Below are 26,043 nucleotides of genomic sequence, written 5' to 3'. Positions count from 1 at the left end.
CTCCTCTAGATTATCTTAGCTTCTCTTATAAACTACTTAATGCTTCATCAATGATTCGTGCTTGTTCAACTTTGTACGTATCTCCGTCACCTTCAGCTGGACTAGAACGATGTACACGACCAACATATGTGATTTCTTTACCATCTGCTAATTCTAATAAATACGGAAGGGCAAAATTCCATGAACCCATGTTTTCAGGCTCTTCTTGTGCCCAAGCAAGTTGTTTCGCATTCGGATAACGTTCTACGATTGCTTGAATCTTTTCTGATGGGAATGGATATAGTTGTTCTACACGTACAATGTGTAAGTGATCGTAACCTTCCCCATCTTTTACTTTGTCTGCTAAATCGATTGCGAGTTTACCACTTGCAAAAATGATTTTTTCGACCTTTTTAGCATCTTGACCAAGACCCGGTTGTTCCAATACTGTTTCAAATTGACCCGCTGTTAATTCAGCAACATCTGCCCCAACTAGTGGATGACGTAACAGTGATTTTGGAGACACAATGATTAAAGGACGAATTGCATCCTCTTTTAACATTTTAGCTTGTCTGCGTAAAATATGGAAATAGTTTGCCGCACTTGATAGATTTGCTACCGTCCAGTTATTTTCCGCTGCTAGTTGTAAATAGCGTTCTAGACGAGCGCTTGAATGTTCTGCACCTTGACCTTCAGCAGCATGTGGTAATAACATAACAAGTCCAGATTTTAATCCCCATTTCGATCTTGCTGCACTAATAAAGTTATCGAACATAACTTGTGCCATATTAGCAAAATCCCCATATTGTGCTTCCCAAATAGATAAGGAGTTTGGATCTTCTAAATTGTAACCGAATTCATATCCTAAAATGGCAGCTTCCGTTAATGGACTATTATGAACAACGAACGAAGCTTTTGCATCACTAATGCCATGAATTGGCGTTAATTCTGCACCTGTTTTTTCATCGTGTAGCACTAAATGTCTATGTGAGAAAGTACCACGCTGAGCATCTTGACCAGTTAAACGGATGGAGTTTCCATCTTGAAGAATTGTTGCAAAAGCAAGTGTTTCTGCATGACCCCAGTCAATCTTTCCTTTTCCTTTAAATGGCTCTTCACGACGTTTTAAGATTTTCGCTAATTTTTTGAATGCTGTAAATTCAGCAGGCCAAGTAAGAAGCTCTTCATTTATTTTCGCGAGTTTGCTTTCTTCTACTCCTGATTGTATTTCCGGCATTCCATTTAATACTACTTCAGGAATAACGATATCATGCACAGTAGTTTGTGGAAGTTCTTTTACACGGTCATAGGCTACTTGCATTTCGCTAAAAATTGATTCATCTAATGTTTTCACATCAGCTGATTCAAGTAATTTTTCTTCTACTAGTTGCTGTCCATAAAGTTCTCTAACTGTTGGATGTTGGTGAACTTTATGATACATTGTTGGGTTTGTCACTAAAGGTTCGTCCATTTCGTTATGTCCATAACGACGGTAACCTAATAGATCAATAACTATGTCTTTTTCAAATTTTTGACGATATTCATGTGCAATTTTCGCTACAGCAAGAACTGCTTCTGGATCATCGGCATTTACGTGAATAATCGGTACTTCATATCCTTTTGCTGGATCAGAAGAATAATGAGTAGAACGTGAATCATAGTGCTCCGTTGTGAATCCAATCATATTATTTGCGATAATATGTATAGATCCCCCTGTTTGGAATCCACGTACTCGGCTATAGTTCAATACTTCTGTAACTACACCTTGACCTGGGAATGCTGCATCTCCGTGTATTAAAATGGCAAATGCTGCATTTTTATCTTGTACAGGGTATCCTGCTTCATCTGTCGTTTCTTGTGCTGCACGAGTTTGTCCTGTAACAATCGGACTCACAACTTCTAAGTGAGATGGATTATATGCTAATTTTAATGTCAAACCAGATGGTGAACGGAATGCAGCACCTTTATGGTACTTGACATCTCCATACCAACCTTCAGACATCTCTAATGAACCATCTTTCGGTAAAAATGATTCGCTTGGAACATGCGCAAATTCTGCAAACATCATTTCGTATGGCTTTTGCAAAACATGTGTTAATACATTTAATCTACCTCGGTGAGCCATTCCGATATTTACTTGTTTTGTATTTGTTTTATTGGATTGACGCACTAATTCATCCATTAGTACAACTAATGTATCCAAACCTTCGATTGAAAAACGTTTCGCACCGACAAATGTGCGGTGGATAAATTTCTCAAAACCTTCTATTTGTGTCAAACGTTTTAGTAATGCTTTTTTATCATCTGCTGAAAGTTTTTCTAGATCAGCGCCTTTTTCAATCTTATCTTGCAACCATAATTTTTCTTCTCTGTTTACAATATGTGCAATTTCGAAAGCTATTTTGTTTGTATAAGCTGCTTTTAAATGCTCAATCGCTTGTAAACCATTTGCAATACTACTTGGTGCATTCGTTATTAAAAATGAAACTGGTACTTCTCGTAAATCTTGATCCGTCAGACCATATGTTTTCGGATCGATTTTAGAATCTTCTTTAGGACCATCATTTAATGGATAGATATCCGCTGTTAAATGACCATTTGCACGAATAGCATCCGCAAGTTGAATAGCACGAATAACTTTTTCAAAATTATTTGGCTCTGTTGCAGATGTGGCAACATTTGCTATGGATGTAGTTGGTGCAATCGTGGGTGCACCATACTGTTGAAATAAACTAACTAGTTCGCTATCCACTTCGTCCGGAGAATGTAGAAATAAATCATACTGCTCCATCACATAACCAAGGTTAGGACCAGAAAAAGCTGACCAAGGTGTTTGATTGTTCGACATTTAGAAAAACCTCCAACATTTTGTGCCTTTAGGCATTGATGAAAAAATACATAAATAATTAGATAGAATAAAATTGAATGTAAATATTTTGTGACCTACACAAAATGTACACAATTATAGTTTACCACTCTTTCAAAAGGACTGAAAGTATAGTTTGAAAGAACAATTTTTCCATATCCATCTTACTACTCTAGGAAAAAAATACAATGCTTTTTCTCAAATTAAATAAGAATTTAAACAATATTTATTATACCGATAATTGTATTATTCCTCTTTTGTCATTTTAGAGAAAATAATGTCAAATTTTGTACCTTTATTTTCTTTGCTCTCAACATAAATCTTCCCTTTATATTCCGATACTAACCGTTTTACGATACTTAGCCCTAAACCAGAGCCTCCTTTTGTTTTTGTTCTCGCTTTATCTACAACAAAAAAACGATCAAATATTTTAGGAAGCATTTCATTTGGAATACCAATTCCATTATCTATTATGGAAAGACATGTATGTTTGTAATCACACGCTACTTTTACAATAATTTCTGGCTGATTTATATTGTATTTAATTGCATTATCGATTAGATTTCCAAGTATTTGTTCTAAAGTAGTAGCTGGAATAGGTAGTGTTTCGATTTCATTTCCTTCATATTTTATGGAAACGGATGGTGATAAAATACGATATTTTTGTTGCAAATCATCTACGATTTTAGAAATATTACTTTCTATTCGTTCATCCGACTGCTCCCTTTTAGCAAGTTTAATCATTTCTTCTATTAGTAATTTCATTTTTTGCACCTCTGTTAAGGAGATTTGCAACGAATCATCTAACACATCTCTATCTTCTTTACCCCAACGATTTAATAAGGACAAATGTCCCTCAACAACTTGGATAGGTGTGCGAAGCTCATGCGATACATTATGAATAAACTCATCTTGCCTTGTAATAGTTTCTGATACTTCGTTCATCAGCTGTTGATAGATTGTTAAAAGTTCTCCAATCTCATCGTTCGTGGCGTACAAGAAACGTACTTCTTTTGAAAATTTCGTTCGTTTAGCTTCTTGCATCTCATCGCGAAGTTCTTTTAAAGGTCTGAGTAAAATCGAAGATAATGAATAACCAATCAACGCCGAAAGTGCAAGTGCTATGAACGTAAAAATAAGCATTGCTAGTAGTATATAGCGCATTAATTGCGTAAAACTCTCTAAACTATGAGAAATTTCCACATAGCCTTTAAACAAGCCAAAATCAATCTCCGCCGTTTTATGAAGTAGTAGTTGATCATTTAGCTTATCTTTTTGAAATTCAGCATTTAAATTCTGCGAAAAACTTGGGAATGGGCTTGCATCATTTATGCGTAATACTTCTATTCCATCTGCGTTTAAAATGCGAACTGATTGTTTTTGGTTTACGAGTTGATTTAGCAATGTTTTATTTCGCTGTATATCTTGGATCGAAATAATCGGTCCTTTAGACTCAAAAAAGTGTACAACTTCCTGCAATGTGTTTTGTGCAATCTTCTCTTCCGAAATAAGCAACCAATTGTAAAGAGAGAAAAATAAGATAACGCACATCATGAAAAAACTCAAAAAAATCGATAGACCAGAAGCATATGTCCATTTTCTTTGTAATGTCCCATGTTTCATGTGCGCATCACATATCCAACTCCACGAACGGTTTCAATGAGTGAAGCAATTTCTTCTGGTAACTTTTTTCTCAAATGCCGGATATATACATCAACGACATTCGTTTCTACTTCTGTTTCATAGCCCCAAACTTTCTCCAGGATGACATCTCTTGTTAAGACGATATTATTATTCTCCATAAAAAAGACGAGCAAATCATACTCTGTCTTCGTTAGTAAGATTTCTTTATCCAGGTAGAATACTTGATGTGCTTTTTGGTCAATTGTAAAATGATTAATCGTCAGATCATTTATGATTGGACGTTCTACTCGTCTTAAAATCGCGCGTATTCGTGCTAATAATTCTTCGATTGCAAATGGCTTGACAACATAATCATCAGCCCCAGCTTCTAAACCTGAAACTCGGTCGATTATGGCATCTCTTGCCGTTATTAAAATAATTGGAGTTTCTTTTCTCCGTCGAATCCTACGACAAATTTCCAAACCATTTAAATTTGGAAGCATAACGTCTATTAACATCAAGTCATATTCATTCGATAATGCAAGCTCTGCTCCTTCCCTACCATCATGAGAAACTGTTACAAAAAAATTTTCATGTTTCAATTCTAACTCTACAAATTTAGCGATATTTATCTCGTCTTCTATAAGTAAAATATGGCGCTTCAACATAGACAAATCCTTTCAAAAATGCCGTTCATGCTAAGTATGAACGGCACTAGTATATACAAAATTATTTTTACCAAGTTTCTTGGCCTCATACAATGCCAAGTCTGCATTCTCTAGCAGTTCATTGATAGTAGAGCCATCATGCGGAAAGATAGAAACGCCTATCGAGATGGTTGGTGTAAAATGAATGGCATCGATCATCCAACCTATTTTGAATGTATCTTGTATCGATTGTATGATTGATTCAAGCATTACACTTTTCCCATCCATATAATCATTAATTTGTTCTATTACAATGATAAATTCATCCCCGCCAAACCGGTATATTTTATATTGTTGTTGAATACTTTGTTCTAACTTTTCTGCAAAATGTTTTAAAAAACGATCTCCCATATCATGCCCAAACTGATCGTTAACTTCTTTAAAATTATCACCGTCTATATATAGTAATCCAATATTTGTATTCTTTTCAGATGCTAATCGTATAGCTTCTAGCATATTTTCATAGAACATACGTCGGTTTGGTAATCCCGTCAAACTATCATGGAACGCTAAAAATTTCAGCTGTTCCTCTAACGCACGCTTTTCCGTAATCTCCCTAGATACAAAAACAAACCACTTTTCTTCTTGATCATCCACTGTACTTTGTACAGTCGTAATAGTTGTATCCGTCCATATAGTGGACCCGTCTTTTGTTTTTAAAAGAAGCTCAGTGCGTATTTTGTTGTTTTTTTCCTGATTTAGAGACATCTCCATATTTTCAATTAGATATGTAGATTCTTTCGCGATCAACTGCAAATAATAGGTTCCGAGCAACTCTTCTTTTTCATAATTCAAAATAGCTTCGTGACTTGGAGATGAATAAAGCAAATACCCCTCTTCATCCGTAATAGCGATTAAATCGTTGGAATGTTCTGTTATCAGTTTGAATGAACGTTCAATATTACGTAATTCGGTCATGATCCGTTTCTTTTCCGTATTATCAAATTGAATGGTTAAATATTTCTCAATTTTCCCTGTATAATTAGTAATTGGAATTATGGTAGCATCCACCCAATAGAAGGAGCCATATTTCGTTCTATTACGTATTTGGCCTCTCCAAATATCTCCTTTTCGGATCGTCTCCCACATCTGTTCAAAAAAACGCTCTTCATGATAGTTAGAATTAATCATCCAAAATGATTTTCCAATTAACTCCTCTTTTCTGAACTTGGAAGTCGTTTCGAATAACTCATTTACCATTACAATCATACCATCTTCATTTGTCATTGCGACAAGTGCTGCATCATTTACACCTTTACGATAACTCTCTAATATATAAGTTGACTCTTGCAATTCTTTTGTTTTGATCACTTCTTTTGTTGTTGCTAGAATATATACATTGTCTTCATCAATTATCGGAATTACTGACGTTTCATTAACAAATGTTGCGCCTTTTACGCAATGATGATCTTGATAAGAAACGGCTTGTTTAAGCGTATGCGCTCGATTGTAATAATAGAGAATCGTTTTACAGTGAAAATCATTGAAACATTGTTCTAATCGCTTGCCGCGTGGATTTTCAGTAAAGACTTCTTCCGCTTTTTTATTGATATATTCATAGACAAAAGTATTTTCTTCTTGACGCATAAAAAACACATATTCGTCTGTTAAATCATATAATAAATGGAATTGTTCTTTCGTAATAATTGGGTAAGACATTTTCTTAAACAAACTCCTATCGCATTTACGTACTTATATCCTATAATCATATGTATTTAGTGTTCAACATACAAGTATTTAGATTATATTCTTTACGAAAAATTAATAAAATAGACATGATTTAAGACTATGCAAAAAGGCAAAAACAAAGTATATTATTAATGCAAATAATTTTATAAGGCAAAGTTAACTTTGCCGAGGGAAGGCAAATGGTGCGCCACCAGTTTTGAGCTGGTCCTAGTAGGTTCGATTCCTACCCCGAAATTTTTTATGCAATTCGAAATGAAAAATTTCAGGGACCTAGGATGATTATGCTCATTTATTGGTTTCTTTAGGGGGCGCTTTTTTTGATAAAAAAACGAGATTTGCATGAATGTACTTCTCTCTATGAACTTATGTCTGATCCAACTGTATTGCCTTTTGTACGCCATAAAGCATATTCAGTGGATGAATATTGGTTCTCAACAAAACAAATAATGGCAGAAGAGGAAGCTGGTACTGTCATTACTCGTACGATTATTAGTGATTTTGGTCAACCAATTGGTACGATTAATTTATTTGATATTGAAGATGGAGCTGGTTTTCTAGGTACATGGATTGGTACTCAATTCCAAGGGCTTGGTTACAATAAAAAAGCAAAAGAACAATTTCTCGAAGAGCTTTTTTTCGAGCTAGATATTCAAACTGTGTTTTTACGCATTCGTAAAACGAATCCAAAAAGTATTCGTGCTGCGGAAAAACTTCCTTACACGATTAAAGCAAACGAATCACATCCTTCTATTTATGCGGAGATTAACAAAAAACAAGAAGTTTATGATTTGTACTATATTCCAAAAGATTTGTTCCATTTAGTGATGATGCAACAAAACAACGAAGAAGAACAAGCGATGTAATTTGAAATGCGGAAGTTTTGATATTAAAATAATATTTATTAACTGGTCAAGGTAGTTATAGAAATATGTAAGCAGCACCTCTGTTATGGAGGCGCTGCTTTTGTTTAATTTCTTAGTTATGTAATACGCACAAACCCTCCTACTCTATTGATACTATAGTAATCGTTATATATCAGCTTGAAGAGATTTCACTGAACAATAACCTTTTAGAATTAAAAATGAATAAATCGAAAGGATTATTTAAATGATATATAGGAGCTAAAAAAATGAACTCCGAGTATGTTGCCTATACCGGAGTTCATTAAGATGTTTACTTTTTATTTTGATTTTGATTTTTCTTGGTTGTCGCTTTATCAGCACGATTAAATTCTTTTTGATATAAAACTTCTTGCATTGAAGTCAAACCATTATCTTTCATTGTGAACTGCTCATGTGGTGGTTTATGATTATTCATCGGGAACACTCCTTTCATTTTTTATCTTTATTAGTTTTTCCTTTATAACCATGGATATTCGATTTTATAATAAGAAAAATTTTACAAGTGACTTTTTAGTAAGTCTAAGATTCTAATATGTAGGATCAAGAGAATGAAACTCATAAATATAATTAACTTAATGGTAACTTGTTATTCTGTCTTCATTGTTTTACATCCCGAATAACAATTTTCAAGTTTCTCGGATCTACTTTCAACTACTTTTCTAATCTGTGGAAGTCACCTTTTCTATCGATTTCCTAGATAGTAATTGAATTAATCATAGAAAAAAACAGGAGTAGAAAATACCGTTATTTCCTTCTCCTGCTTTATTTTTAATACTTAATGGCAAAGCGTCGTTATTTATTTTTTATACGTAAGTAATAACTCTGTGAATTGATCCGGTGTTTTCGAGGAATCTGCAGTGCATTGTTTATCGATTATTTCCTCTTTATATTTCACTAAATCGGATAGTGTATCCATAAAACTTTTAGTCGTTAAATGCTCTTCTTCTATTTTTAGTGCATATCCTTTGTTCTCAAAGAAGTTTGCATTTAACAATTGATCTCCTCTACTCGCATGAATCGATAAAGGGATTAACAACATCGGTTTTTTTAACTCTAGAAATTCAAATATAGAATTTGAACCTGCACGACTTATTACATAATCCGATATCTTTAATAAGTGAGGTAATTCATCCGTTACATATTCAAATGCAATATAATTAGGCTTACCTATTAATGTTGTATCCAAATTTCCTTTTCCACATAAATGAATAATTTGGAACTTGCTTGTTAAAGCATCTATATTTTCTTTAATCAATTCATTAATCTTAGCAGAGCCTTGGCTACCACCCATAATGATTAGTGTATCTTTTCCCGCTTGAAAACCAGTTAGTCTCTCGGCAACTTGTTCATTGCCAAAAAATAAATCTGGACGAATGATAGCCCCAATAGAAGATGCTTTTTCCTTCGGCAAATAGGTTAGTGTTTCTTCAAACACCGTAAAAATATGTTCCGCAAATGAAGAAGCAATCTTGTTTGCAAGTCCTGGAGTTATATCTGATTCATGTATGACTACCGGAATATTCGCAAGTTTTGCGGCGATAGCAACAGGAACAGATACGAACCCACCTTTTGAAAAAACGATTGATGGCTTTACTTTTCTTAGTATACTTAATGCCTGTAATGTACCGAATAATACTTTAAATGGATCGGAAAAGTTTTTTACGGAGAAATATCTTCTCAATTTGCCATTAGAAATCGGATGATAAGGTAAGGTTGGAAAATTTTCTTGAATTATTGTTCTTTCAATCCCCTCATGTGAGCCGATATAATGGATTTTGTATCCTTTTTTTATTAACTCGGGAATAATTGCTTCATTTAACGAAACATGACCAGCAGTTCCCCCACCCGTTAATACGATCGTGTTATTATTCATTCATAATCTCCTAACTATTTTAAAACTAAAGGATGTATGCCAAAATGCATGAAACGAAAACACTACCCGAAAAAAGTAAATATATGATTAAAATTGTAGTCCCGATTTTAATCACACAAGTTGCACTTTATTTAATGACCTTTTTTGATATATTAATGACAAGTAAATATAGTATTGATCATCTAGCAGGTGTTTCTATTGGATCCTCCATTTGGGTTCCTGTCTATACCGGGTTAACTGGTATATTAATAGGAATTACGCCCATTGTAGCACAATTTATCGGTGCAAAAAAGAAAAAAGATGTACGTACCTTTGTGCAACAAGGTTTTTATATCGCTATTTTACTAGCATTTATCGTTTTTCTTGGTATTTTTTTATTGATCGATCCCATCTTAAACTTGATACCCCTTGAAAATAGTGTACGCTTAGTTGCGAAGAAATATTTATATATGATGAGTATTGGTCTTATTCCCTTATTTTTATATAGTGTGCTTCGTTCCTTCATCGATGCATTAGGAAAGACGAGAGTTTCCATGTTTATTACATTATTATCGGCACCAATTCATATCGTTTTAAACTATGTATTCATATTCGGAAAGTTTGGTTTCCCTGCACTCGGCGGAGTTGGAGCGGGGATCGGATCGGCCATAACATATTGGCTTATCCTCATTATCGCAATCTTTATCATTTATAAAAATAAACCTTTCGCAGAATTAACGATATTTAATTATTGGAGTAAACCATCGTTTGCAAAAATGGGCACGCTAACAAAAATTGGAGTTCCTATTGGATTGGCGCTTTTCGCAGAAACGACGATTTTCTCAGCTGTAACAATTCTGATGAGTAGGTATTCGACCGAAGTCATTTCTGCGCATCAAATAGCAATGAATTTTACTTCCTTGCTTTACATGATTCCGCTTAGTATAGCTATGGGGGCAACCATTTTAGTAGGTCATGAAGTAGGAGCAAAACGTTACAAAGATGCGAAAACTTATAGTTGGTTAAGTGTAGGGACTGCCGTATTTTTCAGCTTTATCTCATCTTCTATCCTGTTAATATTCCGAGAGCCAATTGCATCAATTTATACTGATGATCAGTATGTAATTTCATTAACAGTTCAGTTTTTCTTGTTTGCAGCGCTTTTCCAACTATCGGATGCGATTCAAGCACCAGTACAAGGTGCATTACGTGGATATAAAGATGTAACAGTCACGTTTATTATGGCTATTATTTCGTACTGGGTTATTGGATTGCCAACCGGATATTACCTAGCGACTTATACGTCATTTGAACGTTTTGGCTACTGGATTGGATTAATCGTAGGACTTACATTAGGAGCCATTACGCTTGTTTCAAGACTCATTTTCTTACAAAGAAGGATAACAAAAAACGACGCTTAAATGCGTCGTTTTAAATTTATTATTTACCAATGAATTGTTGTGTCCAGTAGAACCCACTATCAGATAATCCTACTCCGATATGTGTGAATGATGGATTCATAATATTTGCTTTGTGACCTGGTGATTTCATCCACGCATCCACAACTTCTACTGCTGTACGTTGTCCCATTGCAATATTTTCTGCTGCGGATTTATAAGTAATGCCAAGAGATTCCATTTGATCAAATGGAGAGCCGTATGTTGGACTCGTATGAGAAAAATAGTTTTTGTTTTTCATATCTTGAGATTTTACTTGAGCTGATTGTGTAAGTGTTGAATCCATTTGTAATGCATTTAGTCCAGCTTTTGCACGTTCTTGATTTGTTAAATCTATTACTTGTTGAATTACGGAACCTACTTTTACTTCTTCATTGTTTTCAGTTACCGCTCTCTGAGGAGTTTGCTGTGCATTCTCCTTAAGTTTACTATTGCTATATTTAAATGGAGTGTTCCATGTTTGTGTCTCATATGATTTTGCTTCTGAAGTGGTATTTGAATTTCCAGTTGTCATAGATGCTTCCGCTGAGTGTGTTGAAAATAACAAACTTCCTGCCAGTACCCCAACTATTAATGAATAATTTTTATTCATTTTATTCTCCTCCTTCTTTTGCTCCCTTATTATAAACAGAAGATCGGAGAATTTTTTTCTATAAAATATTCCAATGAATCCAGTGGGAGTGATAATGTTAATATAAACTACCTTTACCTGTTCAAAAAATGGCTATATTAACCACAAAACTTATTTATTTCTTCTAGAACCCTGTTGACAGTTTTATAGATTCTTAATTAGATAATGATAACCCTACTAGACAATTATTGTTTCTAAATTATTTGGTTCTCAAATAAACCGCTAAAAACGAAAACCTACCAAGTTATTAACCTGGTAGGTTTTCAAATTATTTATTTTCCGATGAATTGTTGTGTCCAGTAGTATCCACTATCAGATAAACCTACTCCGATATGTGTATAAGATGGATTCATAATATTCTTTTTATGTCCTGGAGATGCCATCCACGCTTTTACAACTTCCGTTGCACTACGTTGACCCTTTGCAATATTTTCAGCTGCTGACTTATAGCTAACGCCAAATGATTTCATTTGTTCAAAAGGTGAACCGTATGTTGGACTAGTATGAGAAAAATAGTTTTTGTTTTTCATATCTTGAGATTTTGCTTGAGCTGATTGAGTAAGCTTTGTATCAATTTGCAATGCTTTTAATCCAGCTTTTGCACGTTCTTGATTTGTTAAATCTACTACTTGTTGGATCGCAGCTGGTACTTGTACTGATCCATTATTTTCTTTTACTGGTTCTTTAACTACTGGTGGTGTTATTGGAGTTACTGGTTTTTGAGCCACTGGCGGTGTTACCGGAGTTGCTGGTTTCTTAATCACTGGTGCTTTTTTAATCACAACAGGTTTCTTAACTACTGTTGCTTTCTTGATAATAATCGGTTTAAGAGTCTTTAATTCTTTATTTACAAGATTTTGAATTTCTACGTTAGTTAAATTATAATTATACTGAGACTGCCATTTATACGTAACAGATGTATTCGCCTTGGAAGTAGTATGTGAATTGCCAGTTGGCATTGCTGCTTCTGCTGTATTCGTTGAAAGTAATAACCCACCTGCTAGTAACCCAACTATGATTGAATGTTTTTTATTCATTTTCATTTCCTCCTTCTTTTGTGCCCCCTTATTGTAAACTCAAGATCAATGAAAAAATTAGAATAAAATATACCAGTAAAACCATTAATAAATAAAATGTGATTATATCTGCTTTTATAAGCACGGCAATTGGATAACTTAACCACTATATATAAATATTACGTTTTATACGCTGTTGACAGATTTATAGATTCTTCTAATAGATATACAAGATTATTTACTTTTCCTATCTCATAATTGACTTTGATCAGTTCTATCTAAAATGAATAGGATGGAGTGATTAGCTCCTGATTTCTCGCATATCCGTTCGACTTATGGCGGTTCAATCAATATTATGACGCAATGCTTCGTAGCGAGATATCAGACTCTTAAATCCTTGTAACATCGATAGAAGTTTTCGTGTAATCGGATATTTGGATATTCTCTAGTGACTTTTGTGTGAGGTACGCATAAGCTCTCCCTTTCAAAACACTTAACCAAACGAGTTTTACACCTTCTCATATGGTTTCTTCCAGTCCTTCCTCATATACTTTGCAAGCCGCCTCTTAAATCCATCAATCGGATTAAATGAACATGTTTGGTGCATATTAAAAATCCTACCAAGTTATCAACTTGGTAGGATTTCAAATTAATTATTTTCCGATGAATTGTTGTGTCCAATAAAATCCACTATCAGATAGTCCCACTCCAATATGTGTGAGTGATGGATTCATAATATTTGCTTTGTGTCCTGGTGATTTCATCCACGCATCCATTACTTCTGCCGCACTACGTTGTCCCATCGCAATATTTTCTGCTGCTGATTTATAGGTAACGCCAAAAGATTTCATTTGATCAAATGGTGAACCGTATGTTGGACTAGTATGAGAGAAATAGTTTTTGTTTTTCATATCTTGAGATTTTGCTTGAGCTGATTGTGTAAGTTTTGTATCGATTTGTAATGCTTTTAGTCCAGCTTTTGCACGTTCTTGATTTGTTAGATTTACTACTTGCTGAATTACTGAAGAAACTTGTACCGCTTCGTTGTTTTCTTTTACTGGTTCCTTCGCTACTGGCGGTGTTACCGGTGTAGCTGGAGTAGCTGGTTTTTCTGCTACTGGTGTTTTTACTTGTTCTACAGGTTTTTTAACTACTGGTAATTGTTCTTTGTCAGCTGGTTTTTCAACTACTGGTGCTTGTTCTATGTCAACTGGTTTTTCAACTATAGGTGCTTTCTCTTTTTCTACCGGTTTCTTACTCTCTTGAGCTTTCTTCGTAACGATAGATTTTTGAGCTTCTTTTAGTTCTTTCATAATAAGCGGTTTTATATTCGTTAATTGCTCATTGATGAGATTTTGGATATCTAAGTTATTTAAATTGTAATTATATATAACTTTAAATGGAGACTGCCCTTGATACGTAACGGATGTATTTGCCTCGGAAGTAGTTTGTGAATTTTCAGTTGTCTGTGCTGCTTCAGCTGTATTCGTTGAAAGTAATAAGCCACCTGCTAGTAACCCAACCATGATTGAATGTTTTTTATTCATTTTCATTTCCTCCTTCTTTTGTGCTCCCCCATTATAAACACAAAATCAGCAGAAAATTTGGCATAAAATATTCCAACAAGACCATTTTGATCGAAAACACTATTAGAAAAGGCTTTTTCCCACATATAAGTTGGATAACTTAACCACTATACTTAAATATTACTTTCTATACTCTGTTGACAGATTTATATATTCTTCATTATATACCTTTATCATCATTTTCTTTTCCTCATCCGTTAACGTACTTAAACTTATTCTATCTAAAGCAAGTGTAAACTTTTTCTCTGGTGATTGTCTTGCTCTTGGGTGTGTAAATTCATCTAATAGCTCCGATTTTATCACTTCGCGTACCTGTTCCTCTGTTTGCAGTATAGTAGTAAATTTACGCTCCTTATATAACAAACGAAAAGCATTAATCATTTCGTTCACTTCCGATTACCTCTAATTTGTCCACTTGCTCTCCTATAATAACTATTTGCGGTGGCATTTTCATATACTCAGGTAGCCACTGCACCATACCGTAAGCATATTGGAATAGATATGGATTTTTATGTCCTTTTAATGGAACATATCCTTTCATCCGATAAACTGTATCCGGCAGACTTCGAACCCATTCTTCAAATTCTTCTTGATGTAGCCCTTCATGAAATGTATGTAATCTGGACGAAAGCGTAAGTTGTTTACCGATTGCAGCTTCTTGGACCTCTTTTTCATGGAATGTTGCTTCCATGTTTTTTAACAGTTTTATAGGAAGTTTGCTATTAGCAGTTTGTATAATTGGTGAAGTATCATTTAATGCTTGTATTTGCATCGTAACCGTTAGAATTTCTGCATCGGTAAGTAAATCGATTTTATTTGCTACTATTAGATGTGCATGTTTTATTTGCTCCAAAAAGAGCATTCTCGTTTGTGGACTCATTTTGTCACGGTCAAGCCATCTTTTACAATCCGCTACTGTAATAATCCCTTTCATATTTAACTTGCTTGCAAATAAAGGGGAAAGAACAGCATCCATTGCTTCTACGGGATGTGCAGCACCGGTTGTTTCTATTAATAAAACATCAAAATCTTCGCCTTCAAGAAGCGTTTGAAGCTGTGCTTCCATTTTTTCAGATCCTGTACAACAAATACATCCTTCTAGCATTTCTTTTAATGGAACTTCGTTATCTACAGCTCTACTATCAAAAGGGAGCTTCCCTAGTTCGTTCATAATAACAGCAGGTTTTATGCCTTCTGCCTTAAATTGCTCGATTATATGAGATAAAAGAGACGTTTTCCCACTTCCTAGGAAACCACTCAATAAATAAACATCTTTCATCATCTTTGCTCCTTTATACGTGTTGAAAAAGCTGACCAAAATGGCCAGCTTTTATCATTTATTTAATAACTCTGTTACAACTTCTTTTGCTTTTAGCAGTTGTGGATCGTCATTTACTATTTTTTCACGAATTTTATCCATTAATACAAAAGTAGAGTCGCCTACAAGTTTGCCAGTGATTTCAAGCTTGTTGTCTGACTGAAACTTTTTCACCGCTGCAGTCATTTGGGTATCAAAATTCTCATCTATTTCTCCTACTTCATAGCCAATTGCTTGAAGCATTTCTTTCGCATTTTGAACGGCTTCAGAAGTTTGGTTTTCTTCCAATGAGGTAGATGGATCTATCGGTGATAACATGGCGTAACTTGGATATTCTACCACATAGTCAGGAGCAATTCCTTTTTCATGAATCCAATTTCCATCTGGTGTCAACCATTTAGCAGTAGTAATTTTGATATTTGATCCATCTGGTAAATCATTGACTGTTTGAACAGTACCTTTACCAAATGAATTTAAACCTATTAAAGGAACATCTGCTGATTCACTCAGTGCACCTGCTAAAATTTCTGATGCAGAAGCACTCCCTTCATCGATAATGACGGTTACTGGAACATCTACTCGCATACCAGGGGTTGCAGGGGTCACTATTTTATCACCTTTGTCTTCGATTTGAAGAATTGTTTTACCATCTTCCACAAACAAGTTGGAAATATCGATCGCGGTGTCTAGACGTCCACCTGGATTTTGTCTGACATCTAGTACTAACGCTTTCATGCCTTCACCTTCCATTTCTTCAATGGCAGTGAGTAGCTCCTCATACGTATTTGTAGAAAAACTAGAAATAATAATATGTGCAACTTGATCATCTATCATTTCGGCATAAACTGTCTCAATTGGAATTTCATCTCGAACGATTTTAATATCCATCGTAGCATTGTCACCACGTTTAATGGATAGGGTTACTTCCGTTCCTTTGTTCCCTCGAATTAACAAAACAGCCTCTGATGCACTATAGCCTTGAATATCTTTTCCATCTACCGCCATAATTTTATCATTCGGTAATACCCCAGCTTTTTCGGCAGGAGAATTTTTAATCGGAGAGACTACTGTAATAATACCATCACGTTCTTGTATTTCAGCTCCGATTCCTTGAAAACTAGAAGAAATACTTTCATTAAACTGAGAAGCTTCAATTTCGTTCATATAATCGGAATAAGGGTCTTCCAATGCATCAATCATTCCGTTTATCGCACCGTTAATAATTGCATCTTCATCGATATCTTTATAGTACTCTGCTTCTAGTTTGTCATATGCCATGTATAGCTTAGAGAACTCTGAGCGTTCAGATGGTGGGTTTATACGATCCACCACTTGTTCTTTTCCCCAAGTCAAATAAAGCATCGTAAGTGCAACTGTTACTATAACTAGGGAGAAAACCGTTAACAGAAAAACAAATGGTTTCATCTTAATGTAATGAGATGAATTTGTTTCTTCTATTCGTTTTGGTTCTTCATTGTTTTGCTGTTGTTCATCCAAATTTTTCACCCATTTCATACGGATTATCTTTTTAAAAAAAGACTGCCATGAATGACAGTCTATTCTCACTTTTTTCTTAGTATTAATCTAGCTCCAGCGCTTAGCCCCTCGGGGTCAAATACCCCCCCACAACGAAGTCAAAGTACGACTTCTTTTTGGGAAGAACATTTGCCTGTCGGAGGCCTGCAGGATGCAGGTCATACAGTCGTTGCGACACGAGGTCGCGAACTTAGACTGTGATCCTTCGAAATAGGCACTTACGCTTTTCTATATTAGTCCTGGATTGCTGCTTCTAATGCTACAACGATCATGTCGTTGAAAGTAGTTTGACGCTCTTCAGAAGAAGTTGCTTCACCAGTAATAATATGATCACTAACTGTTAATACAGAAAGTGCTTGGCGTCCAAATTTAGCTGCAAATGTATATAAAGCTGCAGTTTCCATTTCTACTGCAAGAACTCCGTAATCAGCCCATTTTTCATTCTGCGCATTTTCGTTATAGAATAGGTCTGCAGTGAACACATTACCTACTTTTAAGTTTAATCCCGCATCTTTACCTGCATTATATGCCTTATACAATAAATCGAAATCTGCAGTTGGAGCAAAGCTAATATCATCCAGCAATACTTTGTTCAAAGTAGAATCTGTTGAAGCACTTTGCGCAAGAATTACATCACGTACTTTCACATCTTTTTGAATTGCACCACATGTACCTACACGGATTAGTTTTTGCACATCATATTCATTCATTAACTCATGAATATAAATAGAAATAGAAGGAACTCCCATTCCAGTACCTTGAACTGAAATTCGTTTTCCTTTATATGTACCAGTATATCCAAACATATTACGAACCTCGTTATACTGTACTACATCTTCCAAAAATGTTTCCGCTATATATTTTGCACGAAGCGGATCTCCTGGTAGTAAAATTGTATCCGCAATCTCACCTTTTTTTGCACTAATATGAATACTCATTTAAAAAACCTCATTTCTATATATGCATCGGCTTAATAATACCGTTTTTTTGGCATAATTGCAACGAACAAGCTACCTGTTCCCTTCTATATAATACTCCCAAAGTTCATCAAAAATGCTTGCAGTTAATTCAGGGTGAGCTAATTCTTCAATGTACTCTGAAAGAGCCTGAAAAGAAGTTTCTGTTTTTGGGAAATCATGTTGTTGGAACATACTTTCCGCAAAAAGAGATTTTTCATCCTCCTTTTGGCCCCCACGATATTTTAATGCAAATAAATAAAAAGACTGGTTCATATTACTTCTCCTCCTTTAGTCACAAGGACATAGAAAATTCATAAAACTGTAGATAATCTAACATAAAACAAGTAAACTTAATGATATTACTATGTAACACATCAAGAAGGGGTTGTTTTTGTTGGCAAAGGGTGTTAAACAAAAGAAAAAATCAATACAATGGCTTAATCAAAAAACAAGGAAAAAGACCGATAGAATAAGGAATAAAGATAATACTTTATCCCTCTTCAATAAAGGTAATGGAAAGGCTAAAAGACCGATAATAATGACCAAACCAAATATCTTTCAATCCATTCGGGGACGTGTCTTATTAATATTTTCTGTGTTAATCATTATTTTAGTTTCCATGCTTGTCTTAACTTCTACCAAAATGTCTTCATCACAACAAGCATTTGAAGTTTTTACAAATGTGGATATGAAAGAGCAAATGATGGTCAATCAAATTGCGACGGAAATTGCACAGCTTGCAAATGCAGAACAAAGTTATGTCATTACAGGTAAACCAAATTATAAGACAACTTACAGACAAAATAAAGATGCTATTGTTACTCACTTAAAAGAATTACATAAAACATATAAAGATCGACCAGAGGAACTACAAAAAATACAATCTATTGACCAATTTTTTATGACTTATCTAGAATATTCGGAAAGAGTGATCGAACTAAGAGATACACAAGGTATTGAGGCCGCTCAAAAAATAATAAACGCTGGTAACGGAAAAACGGCTATGAGCTATGTAGATGTTCATATTGCCGCAATGAATGAATTACTAGCTAAAAATAATGCGGAACAAATCGCTTTATTAAAGAAAGAAAATACGATCTCTCTTTATTTATTCGTTGCTTTAACTATTTTTTCAGTTCTATTAACTTTATCATTTGGAATTTATCTTTTCTATTCGATTAAAAGAAGCACATATTCTATTAACCGTTCCATATTAGAAATTGCGCAAGCTGGTGGAGATTTAACGAGACGTGTGAAGATTCGTACGAAAGATGAATTTTCAGAAATCGCAGAAAGCACCAACATCTTAATAGGTTCCATTGCAGACTTAGTCAAACGTGTAAGCATGCTAACCGAAAATGTCTCGGCAAGTGGACAAGAGTTAATGGCTTCATCTGATGAGACTGCAGTAACCATTCAGTCTATCGCCGACACTACAAATGAAATCGCTAGAGGTAGTGAACATACAATGCGTAGTATGACGGTTGCTATTCAAAAAATGAATTCTTTAGAAGAAGCGACTAGATACTTGAACGGTGATGCTCAGTCTGTTAAAGAAGCTGCGGATCAGATGATTGAAGCTGCTCGTAAAGGTAGTAACTCAGTTCAACTCTCTTCTCAAGTAATGATGAACATTGAAGAAACAATGGCCAATACTTCGCAAACAGTGGAGGCTCTCGGAACCAAATCGTATGAAATTACATCTATTATTAAAACGATCACTGCAATAGCTGAACAAACTAATTTACTTGCATTAAATGCCGCGATCGAGGCTGCTCGAGCAGGAGAACATGGTAGAGGATTTGCAGTAGTGGCAGACGAAGTACGAAAACTAGCTGAACAATCCCAAAATGCTGCAAAAGAGGTAACTGGAATTGTCACATCCATCCAAACCGAAGTGGTATCAATTGTGCAACAAAATCATGAAGGTGTAGAAAATGTGATTAAAGGCGTAGAAGTTGCAAATGAAACAAACGCTTCACTAGAACAAATCATGAAACAAACCAATGATACCATCTCTATTATTGATAAAATGGTTAGTCAAATTGGTGATACACTCAACTTTAGTCAGGAGGTTGCAGCCTCCTTTGTGGAGGTTACACAAATCGCTGAAAATACAGCATCTAATACCGAAACTTCGGCTGCAGCAGCAGAGCAAGGTTCCGCTGCAATGGAAGAGATCAATGCATCCGCTATTGAACTTTCCCATCAGGCAGATGAACTAAGAAAAGTAGTCAATGAGTTTAAACTATAATCGGAAAAAGCACGGTAGAGAAATTTTCTCTACCGTGCTTTTAGAATTTCTTAAAATAACTTTAAGTATTCTTCATAACCTTCTTCAACTAATTTATCTTTAGGGACGAAACGCATCGAAGCAGAGTTTATGCAATATCGAAGTCCTGTTTCTTCTTTCGGTCCATCTGGGAAAACATGTCCTAAATGGGAATCTGCAGTTTTACTTCTAACTTCCACCCGTCTCATTCCATGGCTATCATCGAACTTTTCGACTACTTCCTGATCTTCAATAGGTCTAGTAAAGCTTGGCCAACCGCAACCTGCATCATATTTATCTTTTGAATGGAATAACGGCTTCCCTGAAACGATATCTACATAAATTCCTTCGTCAAAATGTTTGTCATACTCATTTTGAAACGGAGGTTCTGTTCCATTTTGTTGAGTTACATAATATTGCATATCCGTTAGCTTTTCTTTCATTTGAATACCTCCCGCATTTTCTCTACAAACGCTGCTCTTCCAGAACCAACAAAGTATCCATTATAGTGTGCTGGATTTTTCTTATAATAGTCTTGATGGTATTCTTCTGCAGCGTAAAATTTCGTAGTTGGCAAAATCTTTGTCGCAATTGGCACGCTGAATTTAGCTGATGCATTCATTGCTTCTTTCGAATTTTCCGCTTTTTCTCGCTGTTCTTCGGAATGATAGAATATCGCTGTTTGATAAGAAGAGCCACGATCAAAAAATTGACCGTCATCGTCTGTTGGATCAATATTCATCCAAAAGATTTCTAGTAACTGATTATAAGAAAATTTTTCTGGATCGAATGTTATTTGAACTGCTTCATAGTGTCCTGTTGCATTCGAACACACTTGCTCATAAGTTGGATTTTCAACATGACCACCTGTATAACCCGATTCCACCTTTTCTATCCCCTCATAAGAGTCAAAGGGCTTGACCATACACCAAAAACAGCCTCCTGCAAATGTAGCTTTTTCCATTTTTTACACCTCATTTTATGGTATGACTATTTCTAATGTTATTATATCTTCTTCTAAATTCAACTCTTTTGCTCGGACATGAATTCCAGATGACATCGGAATACTCGCTAACTGAATATGTACTTCCTTTTCTGCAGGCATGACAACTATCCACTCAGGTAAGTCAATTGAATCTCGTAATAATTTTAACACAGCTTCTGGTTGCAATTTTGCTTGACCTACCTCTAAGGAAGTTTGCTCTAGCCTAATATTCCCTCCCTCTTCCACATACGGCTCAAAATACATTCTAATGGGAAAATTAAGTGAGAAGATAGTTAACTCAGAAGATAAAACTATTTGATCATCGACGCTTAGTAGTATGGGAATGGGCTTGCCTTTCATCGCTTTCTTTAGATACGTATTAGCGATTCCTTGAAAATCTTCCTTTGTCGCATGAACTGTTAGGATATTCCCTCCTGGGATTGCTTTTGGCTCTTCTATTGGCATTGTTTCAGCTGGAGTAGTTACCCAATATAGTAATGTTCCTATACTACCTAAAATAACAAGCAGCAACAAAAAAAATGCAATCTTCCACTTATTCATTTAAACAACTCCTTAAAACAACATTTCCCTTTTACGTTCGTCAATTAAACCACAATCTTCTAGAGAATTGACTAGAGCTTCTCCGATCAGTTCATATCCCTTACTATTTGGATGAAAAAAGTCCGTATGATAGACTAAGTTTGCATTGGTAACAAAAAGTTGATCGATTGGTACAAAACAAGCATTTACATCACTATATGCTATCGTTTCTATGCTATTATTCCAATCTGCTAAAATCTCATCAAGTTCACTTTTTTCATCTGTTACTGCAGTAATAGGATTGTAAAGACCAAGAAGAATAATTGGGGCATTACTATTAATCTCTCGAATTTCTTCTAATATTTGATCATAATTTTGTTCGAATTTCACTAATTCTTTTTCAAAAGCTTCTACACGTAGATTAAATAAATCTTTCTTCACTACTTTCATCATATCATTACCACCGATAGTTAGCGTAATAATATTGGCTTTACGTAGCTGATGATCGATTTCTCCACCTTTTAACATTTTTAAAAGCTGATCACTTCGACGTCCTCTTTTCGCAGTATTGGTTAAAATAACCTCTTCTATTCCTTTATACTGTGAAATTTCTTTTTGAAGTCTACCAATATAACCTGCTCCTTTTAATTCATCGCCAACACCTTGTGTAAGTGAATCTCCAAGTCCGACAAGTTCAATTGTTCTTGGGAAAAAGGAAAAAGGAATAACATATTCTTCAAACAACACGGATTCTCTTTCTGAAAAGTTTACTACTTTCAGTTCACTTGACGAACAAGCGGAAAGCATGAGTATACATAAAAAACTAACGAAATATTTCATTCTAAACCCCTTTATATCAAATTCCATAACGTAATTTCTTCCGCTTCCCTTTGTTCAGCTCCAACAGATGCTATTTGCTTTTCGCGAAAAGCTCTAAGCAGGGAAATATTGCGCCTGGCTATAACTTAACTAGCAGGGCTTTGACCTTTGCTTTTTTGATATATCAATAAAGGCAGGGAATCTTCTTTTCCCTGCCTGTTCACTATTCCGTCATATACATAAATCCAATAGCACCAGGACCTGTATGTGTACTAATAACAGGTGAGGTAAAAGACATTTGAATCTGCTTAAAACCAGTTTCCTCGATAAGGTTCTTTAATGGGGTAGCCATAGAGAATCCATTTGCATGGGAGATACCTACCGCCTTTACAATTTTCCCTTTCGTGTCTTTCATAAATTCATTAAACAAATAATTGACTACTTGTTTATGGCTGCGTACTTTCGCAACTGGTGTATATTCTCCATCTGTCAAACTAGCAATTGGTTTAATGGAAAGCAAAGATCCTAACATAGCTTTTCCTTTTCCAATACGTCCACCTTTTACTAGATTTTCTAAAGTGTCTACTACTACAAATAATTTTGTTTTTCCACAGATTTCTTTCACTCTTTGAGTAATCTTTTCAACTGAATAATCATTTGCCGCCATTTTAGCTGCTTCCTCCACCTGAAAACCTAGTGCAAACGAAATAAATTCAGAATCAATTACCGTAACATCCGATGTAGACATTTCTGCAGCAGCTTGAGCAGATTTAACAGTACCACTCATACTCCCTGTCATATGGATGGAAATAATTCGATCTCCATTTGCTCCCAGCTTATCATATAGTTCTTTAAAAACACCTACAGCTGGCTGTGATGATTTAGGCAATTCTTTTGATTGAGCCATTTTTTCAATAAACTCTTCTTGCTGAATGGTAACACCATCGATGTACGATTCTCTATCTATTTGAATGGAAAGTGGCACTATATGAATATTAAATTGTTTGATAAGCTCTTTTGTTAAATCTGCTGTTGAATCTGTTACTATTTGGACTTTATGCACTATATCTCTTCCTTCCTCTATACGTACTATTATAAGAAGAAGTACCGCCGCTTGTAAAATTATTTAACATGCACACATAGTACACTATATGATTAAAAGAAAGATATTTGAACAAATCAATAACGACTCGGTGTAATTGTTTCCAATTTCCGATTATGCCTTGCCCTGCTTGATGCAGGTGAAGTCAGATAGTCGTTGCCGCGTGGATGAGACGATTTTGGCTATATCATTTCAATTACTCTATTATAAATTAGTGTCATCCGCCATAAGTTTGAACCTAAAAGTTCTTTTGAGGAGAGCTGCAACATAGCAATAATGAGTATAATATGCTCGATTTAGTGTCTGATACGATTTCCGCTTCAGACGGATCCTTTCGCGTACGCCTAAGATGGATCATCTGTCTCACTCATCCCGCCGGAGTCGCCACTTTCCGCTGCAATCAATGGAATCTGTTAACTAATTTTAACAATGTTTTAGAGTTATCAGGACCACCATGCTAAATCCCAATTTAAATGTAGTTTTACAATTGGCCAGTGTTCCTCTTGTCAGTTGTTAATATTTAGTAAAAGAGAAATTGTTCAATTTCACAACGAATAATTATAGATTTTCAATTCTTTCATAAACTAAATACAAGTAATGGATGCCTTCGTCTGTTACCATCTTTTCGGATGTATCTACAAGTACCCATTCCTTCCCATACGGTGGGAAAAATGTATCCCCTTCAAACGATTGCTCGATAATCGTCACATATAATCGATCCGCTTTTGGCAAGATAGCACGAAATATTTGCTCCCCGCCAATAATCATCACTTCTTCATGATATGACTTAGCTAAGGCAACGGCATCTGGTAAATTGGTTACCACATCTGCCCCTTCCGCTTCGTAAGAAGTATTTCTCGTAATAATTATATTTTTACGACCTGGTAAAACACGGCCAATCGATTCAAATGTTTTTCTTCCCATCACGATTGCTTTACCCATCGTTTTTTCTTTAAAATAAGCAAGGTCTCCTGGAATATGCCAAGGCATTTTATTATCTAAACCAATTACTCGATTCGGATCATGTGCTACGATCAATGAAATCATATATTATCTCCTCTTTTTAACGATATTTGCTGATTCAAGTTAAACTGCTATAGGTGCTTTAATGCGCGGATGTGGATCGTATCCTTCTATTTTTATATCCTCTATTTCAAAATCAAATATCGAATCTTTCTCATTCGATAAAGAAAGGTGCGGTAACGATCTAGGTGTACGCGCTAACTGTGTTTCCACTTGCTCCATATGATTAGCATATATATGCGCATCTCCCAGTGTATGTACAAATTCCCCTACTTCTAAATGGCACTCTTTCGCAATGAGATGGGTTAAAAGAGCATAAGAAGCAATATTAAAAGGTACACCCAAAAACACATCTGCACTGCGTTGGTACAATTGACAAGACAATTTCCCATTTGCTACATAAAACTGCATAAATGCATGGCATGGAGGTAAAGCCATTTCATCTACTTCTGCTGGATTCCAAGCAGTGATAATATGCCTTCTAGAATCTGGATTTGTCTTTAGTTGTTCAATTACTTTTTGTAATTGATCGATCGTTTCTCCGTTTTTAGTTGGCCAAGATCTCCATTGTCTACCATAGACTGGTCCTAATTCGCCAAACTCCTCTGCAAATTGTTCATCTTCTACAATTTTCGTACAGAAGGTTTCCATTTGTTCATCCACAATTGCTTTGAAAACAGGGTCATTCGCTGCACGTACCCCGAAATTTGTCATATCAGGACCAGTATATCGATCACTTTTCACCCATTTTTCAAACGCCCAATCGTCCCAAATATGGTTATTTGCTTCAATTAAAGACTTTACGTTCGTATCCCCTTTTATAAACCATAATAATTCACTCACAACTAATCGAAAGGCAGTTTTTTTCGTTGTAAGTAGCGGAAAACCTTCTGCTAAATCAAACCGCATTTGATAACCAAAGACGCTCTTCGTTCCAGTCCCAGTTCGATCTCCTTTTTGCACTCCATTTTCCATAATATGTTTACACAATGTTAAGTATTGTTCCATTTGTATACCTCATTTTCATTTTCTATACTTCCCTTCATTATAACAAAAAATGCCCTCTAAAGAGGACATTTCATCGTTTTTAGGATAACCATTTTGACGAGGTGTTTTTTTACGTACCTGCAGTATGTTCCAACTGGATCTCTTACATGAAAAAGTTTTTTTTCAAGAGGAGA

The 26,043-nt window shown here is 35.3% G+C and carries 23 protein-coding genes and 1 pseudogene; 3 read left to right on the top strand and 21 right to left on the bottom strand.

Features of this window, described 5'->3' with window-relative positions:
- Positions 1-25: 25 nt before the first annotated feature.
- The 4 genes from BMZ04_RS09605 to BMZ04_RS09590 form a co-directional block, all read right to left on the bottom strand.
- Positions 26-2,827, bottom strand: a complete 2,802-nt coding sequence (locus BMZ04_RS09605; RefSeq protein ID WP_093268830.1) for a 2-oxoglutarate dehydrogenase E1 component — start codon at positions 2,825-2,827, stop codon at positions 26-28.
- 264 nt (positions 2,828-3,091) lie between these two features.
- Positions 3,092-4,468, bottom strand: a complete 1,377-nt coding sequence (locus BMZ04_RS09600) for a HAMP domain-containing sensor histidine kinase (RefSeq protein WP_093268824.1) — start codon at positions 4,466-4,468, stop codon at positions 3,092-3,094.
- The gene (locus tag BMZ04_RS09595) at positions 4,465-5,136 is read right to left on the bottom strand and encodes a response regulator transcription factor (protein WP_093268819.1); all 672 of its coding nucleotides are present in this window, start codon (positions 5,134-5,136) and stop codon (positions 4,465-4,467) included. Before BMZ04_RS09595 ends, BMZ04_RS09600 begins: the two co-directional genes overlap by 4 nt.
- A gap of 30 nt (positions 5,137-5,166) precedes the next feature.
- Positions 5,167-6,834 (bottom strand): sensor domain-containing protein, encoded by a 1,668-nt coding sequence (locus BMZ04_RS09590; protein WP_093268814.1) that lies wholly within the window; start codon positions 6,832-6,834, stop codon positions 5,167-5,169.
- Between the two features lie 347 nt (positions 6,835-7,181).
- Here BMZ04_RS09590 and BMZ04_RS09585 point away from each other — a divergent pair, with 347 nt between their 5' ends.
- Complete coding sequence (locus tag BMZ04_RS09585; RefSeq protein WP_093268809.1) at positions 7,182-7,727, top strand: GNAT family N-acetyltransferase; 546 nt, start codon at positions 7,182-7,184, stop codon at positions 7,725-7,727.
- 310 nt (positions 7,728-8,037) lie between these two features.
- On the opposite strand, the gene BMZ04_RS09580 is transcribed toward BMZ04_RS09585, so the two are convergent.
- Positions 8,038-8,181 (bottom strand): YfhE family protein, encoded by a 144-nt coding sequence (locus tag BMZ04_RS09580; protein ID WP_093268805.1) that lies wholly within the window; start codon positions 8,179-8,181, stop codon positions 8,038-8,040.
- Positions 8,182-8,562: 381 nt separating this feature from the next.
- The gene (locus BMZ04_RS09575; RefSeq protein WP_093268801.1) at positions 8,563-9,639 is read right to left on the bottom strand and encodes an undecaprenyldiphospho-muramoylpentapeptide beta-N-acetylglucosaminyltransferase; all 1,077 of its coding nucleotides are present in this window, start codon (positions 9,637-9,639) and stop codon (positions 8,563-8,565) included.
- 44 nt (positions 9,640-9,683) lie between these two features.
- Between BMZ04_RS09575 and BMZ04_RS09570 the strand changes: the two genes are divergently transcribed.
- Positions 9,684-11,039 (top strand): MATE family efflux transporter, encoded by a 1,356-nt coding sequence (locus BMZ04_RS09570; protein WP_093268797.1) that lies wholly within the window; start codon positions 9,684-9,686, stop codon positions 11,037-11,039.
- 19 nt (positions 11,040-11,058) lie between these two features.
- Here BMZ04_RS09570 and BMZ04_RS22770 read toward each other — a convergent pair.
- The 8 genes and pseudogenes from BMZ04_RS22770 to BMZ04_RS09530 all read right to left on the bottom strand — a co-directional run.
- Positions 11,059-11,415: pseudogene (locus tag BMZ04_RS22770) on the bottom strand (CAP domain-containing protein); the annotation flags it as partial.
- A 563-nt stretch (positions 11,416-11,978) separates the two neighbouring features.
- Entirely contained in the window at positions 11,979-12,743 is a 765-nt protein-coding gene (locus BMZ04_RS09560; protein WP_093268789.1) for a CAP domain-containing protein, read from the bottom strand.
- Between the two features lie 632 nt (positions 12,744-13,375).
- Positions 13,376-14,269 (bottom strand): CAP domain-containing protein, encoded by an 894-nt coding sequence (locus BMZ04_RS09555; protein WP_255367866.1) that lies wholly within the window; start codon positions 14,267-14,269, stop codon positions 13,376-13,378.
- Between the two features lie 159 nt (positions 14,270-14,428).
- The gene (locus tag BMZ04_RS09550) at positions 14,429-14,698 is read right to left on the bottom strand and encodes a hypothetical protein (RefSeq protein ID WP_143128290.1); all 270 of its coding nucleotides are present in this window, start codon (positions 14,696-14,698) and stop codon (positions 14,429-14,431) included.
- On the bottom strand, positions 14,682-15,587 hold the full coding sequence (locus BMZ04_RS09545; RefSeq protein WP_093268782.1) for a CobW family GTP-binding protein: 906 nt from the start codon (positions 15,585-15,587) through the stop codon (positions 14,682-14,684). The genes BMZ04_RS09550 and BMZ04_RS09545 overlap by 17 nt, the downstream gene beginning before the upstream one ends.
- Before the next feature lie 54 nt (positions 15,588-15,641).
- Positions 15,642-17,141: a lmo1851 family serine protease gene (locus BMZ04_RS09540; protein ID WP_093268778.1), complete on the bottom strand. Its 1,500-nt coding sequence runs from the start codon at positions 17,139-17,141 to the stop codon at positions 15,642-15,644.
- A gap of 254 nt (positions 17,142-17,395) precedes the next feature.
- Complete coding sequence (gene deoD, locus BMZ04_RS09535; RefSeq protein ID WP_093268775.1) at positions 17,396-18,100, bottom strand: purine-nucleoside phosphorylase; 705 nt, start codon at positions 18,098-18,100, stop codon at positions 17,396-17,398.
- 72 nt (positions 18,101-18,172) lie between these two features.
- Complete coding sequence (locus BMZ04_RS09530) at positions 18,173-18,394, bottom strand: YozE family protein (protein WP_093268772.1); 222 nt, start codon at positions 18,392-18,394, stop codon at positions 18,173-18,175.
- Positions 18,395-18,659: 265 nt separating this feature from the next.
- Here BMZ04_RS09530 and BMZ04_RS09525 point away from each other — a divergent pair, with 265 nt between their 5' ends.
- Complete coding sequence (locus BMZ04_RS09525) at positions 18,660-20,375, top strand: methyl-accepting chemotaxis protein (protein WP_093269580.1); 1,716 nt, start codon at positions 18,660-18,662, stop codon at positions 20,373-20,375.
- Positions 20,376-20,425: 50 nt separating this feature from the next.
- Here BMZ04_RS09525 and msrB read toward each other — a convergent pair whose 3' ends face one another.
- The 7 genes from msrB to BMZ04_RS09490 form a co-directional block, all read right to left on the bottom strand.
- Positions 20,426-20,836: a peptide-methionine (R)-S-oxide reductase MsrB gene (gene msrB / locus BMZ04_RS09520; protein WP_093268769.1), complete on the bottom strand. Its 411-nt coding sequence runs from the start codon at positions 20,834-20,836 to the stop codon at positions 20,426-20,428.
- Entirely contained in the window at positions 20,833-21,357 is a 525-nt protein-coding gene (msrA, locus tag BMZ04_RS09515; RefSeq protein WP_093268766.1) for a peptide-methionine (S)-S-oxide reductase MsrA, read from the bottom strand. Before msrA ends, msrB begins: the two co-directional genes overlap by 4 nt.
- A gap of 15 nt (positions 21,358-21,372) precedes the next feature.
- Positions 21,373-21,939, bottom strand: a complete 567-nt coding sequence (locus BMZ04_RS09510; protein ID WP_093268763.1) for a YpmS family protein — start codon at positions 21,937-21,939, stop codon at positions 21,373-21,375.
- A gap of 12 nt (positions 21,940-21,951) precedes the next feature.
- The gene (locus tag BMZ04_RS09505; RefSeq protein WP_093268760.1) at positions 21,952-22,758 is read right to left on the bottom strand and encodes a GDSL-type esterase/lipase family protein; all 807 of its coding nucleotides are present in this window, start codon (positions 22,756-22,758) and stop codon (positions 21,952-21,954) included.
- Positions 22,759-22,960: 202 nt separating this feature from the next.
- Positions 22,961-23,800, bottom strand: a complete 840-nt coding sequence (locus tag BMZ04_RS09500; protein WP_093268755.1) for a DegV family protein — start codon at positions 23,798-23,800, stop codon at positions 22,961-22,963.
- A gap of 597 nt (positions 23,801-24,397) precedes the next feature.
- Positions 24,398-24,886, bottom strand: coding sequence for a dihydrofolate reductase (locus tag BMZ04_RS09495; RefSeq protein WP_093268751.1), 489 nt, complete (start codon positions 24,884-24,886; stop codon positions 24,398-24,400).
- A 39-nt stretch (positions 24,887-24,925) separates the two neighbouring features.
- Complete coding sequence (locus BMZ04_RS09490) at positions 24,926-25,870, bottom strand: thymidylate synthase (protein ID WP_093268745.1); 945 nt, start codon at positions 25,868-25,870, stop codon at positions 24,926-24,928.
- Between the last annotated feature and the right edge of the window lie 173 nt (positions 25,871-26,043).

The sequence above is a fragment of the Psychrobacillus sp. OK032 genome, assembly GCF_900111345.1.
Lineage (GTDB): Bacteria > Bacillota > Bacilli > Bacillales_A > Planococcaceae > Psychrobacillus.
The sequence above is the reverse complement of the archived record's forward strand: the minus strand, read 5'-3'. Positions and strand labels throughout refer to the sequence as shown.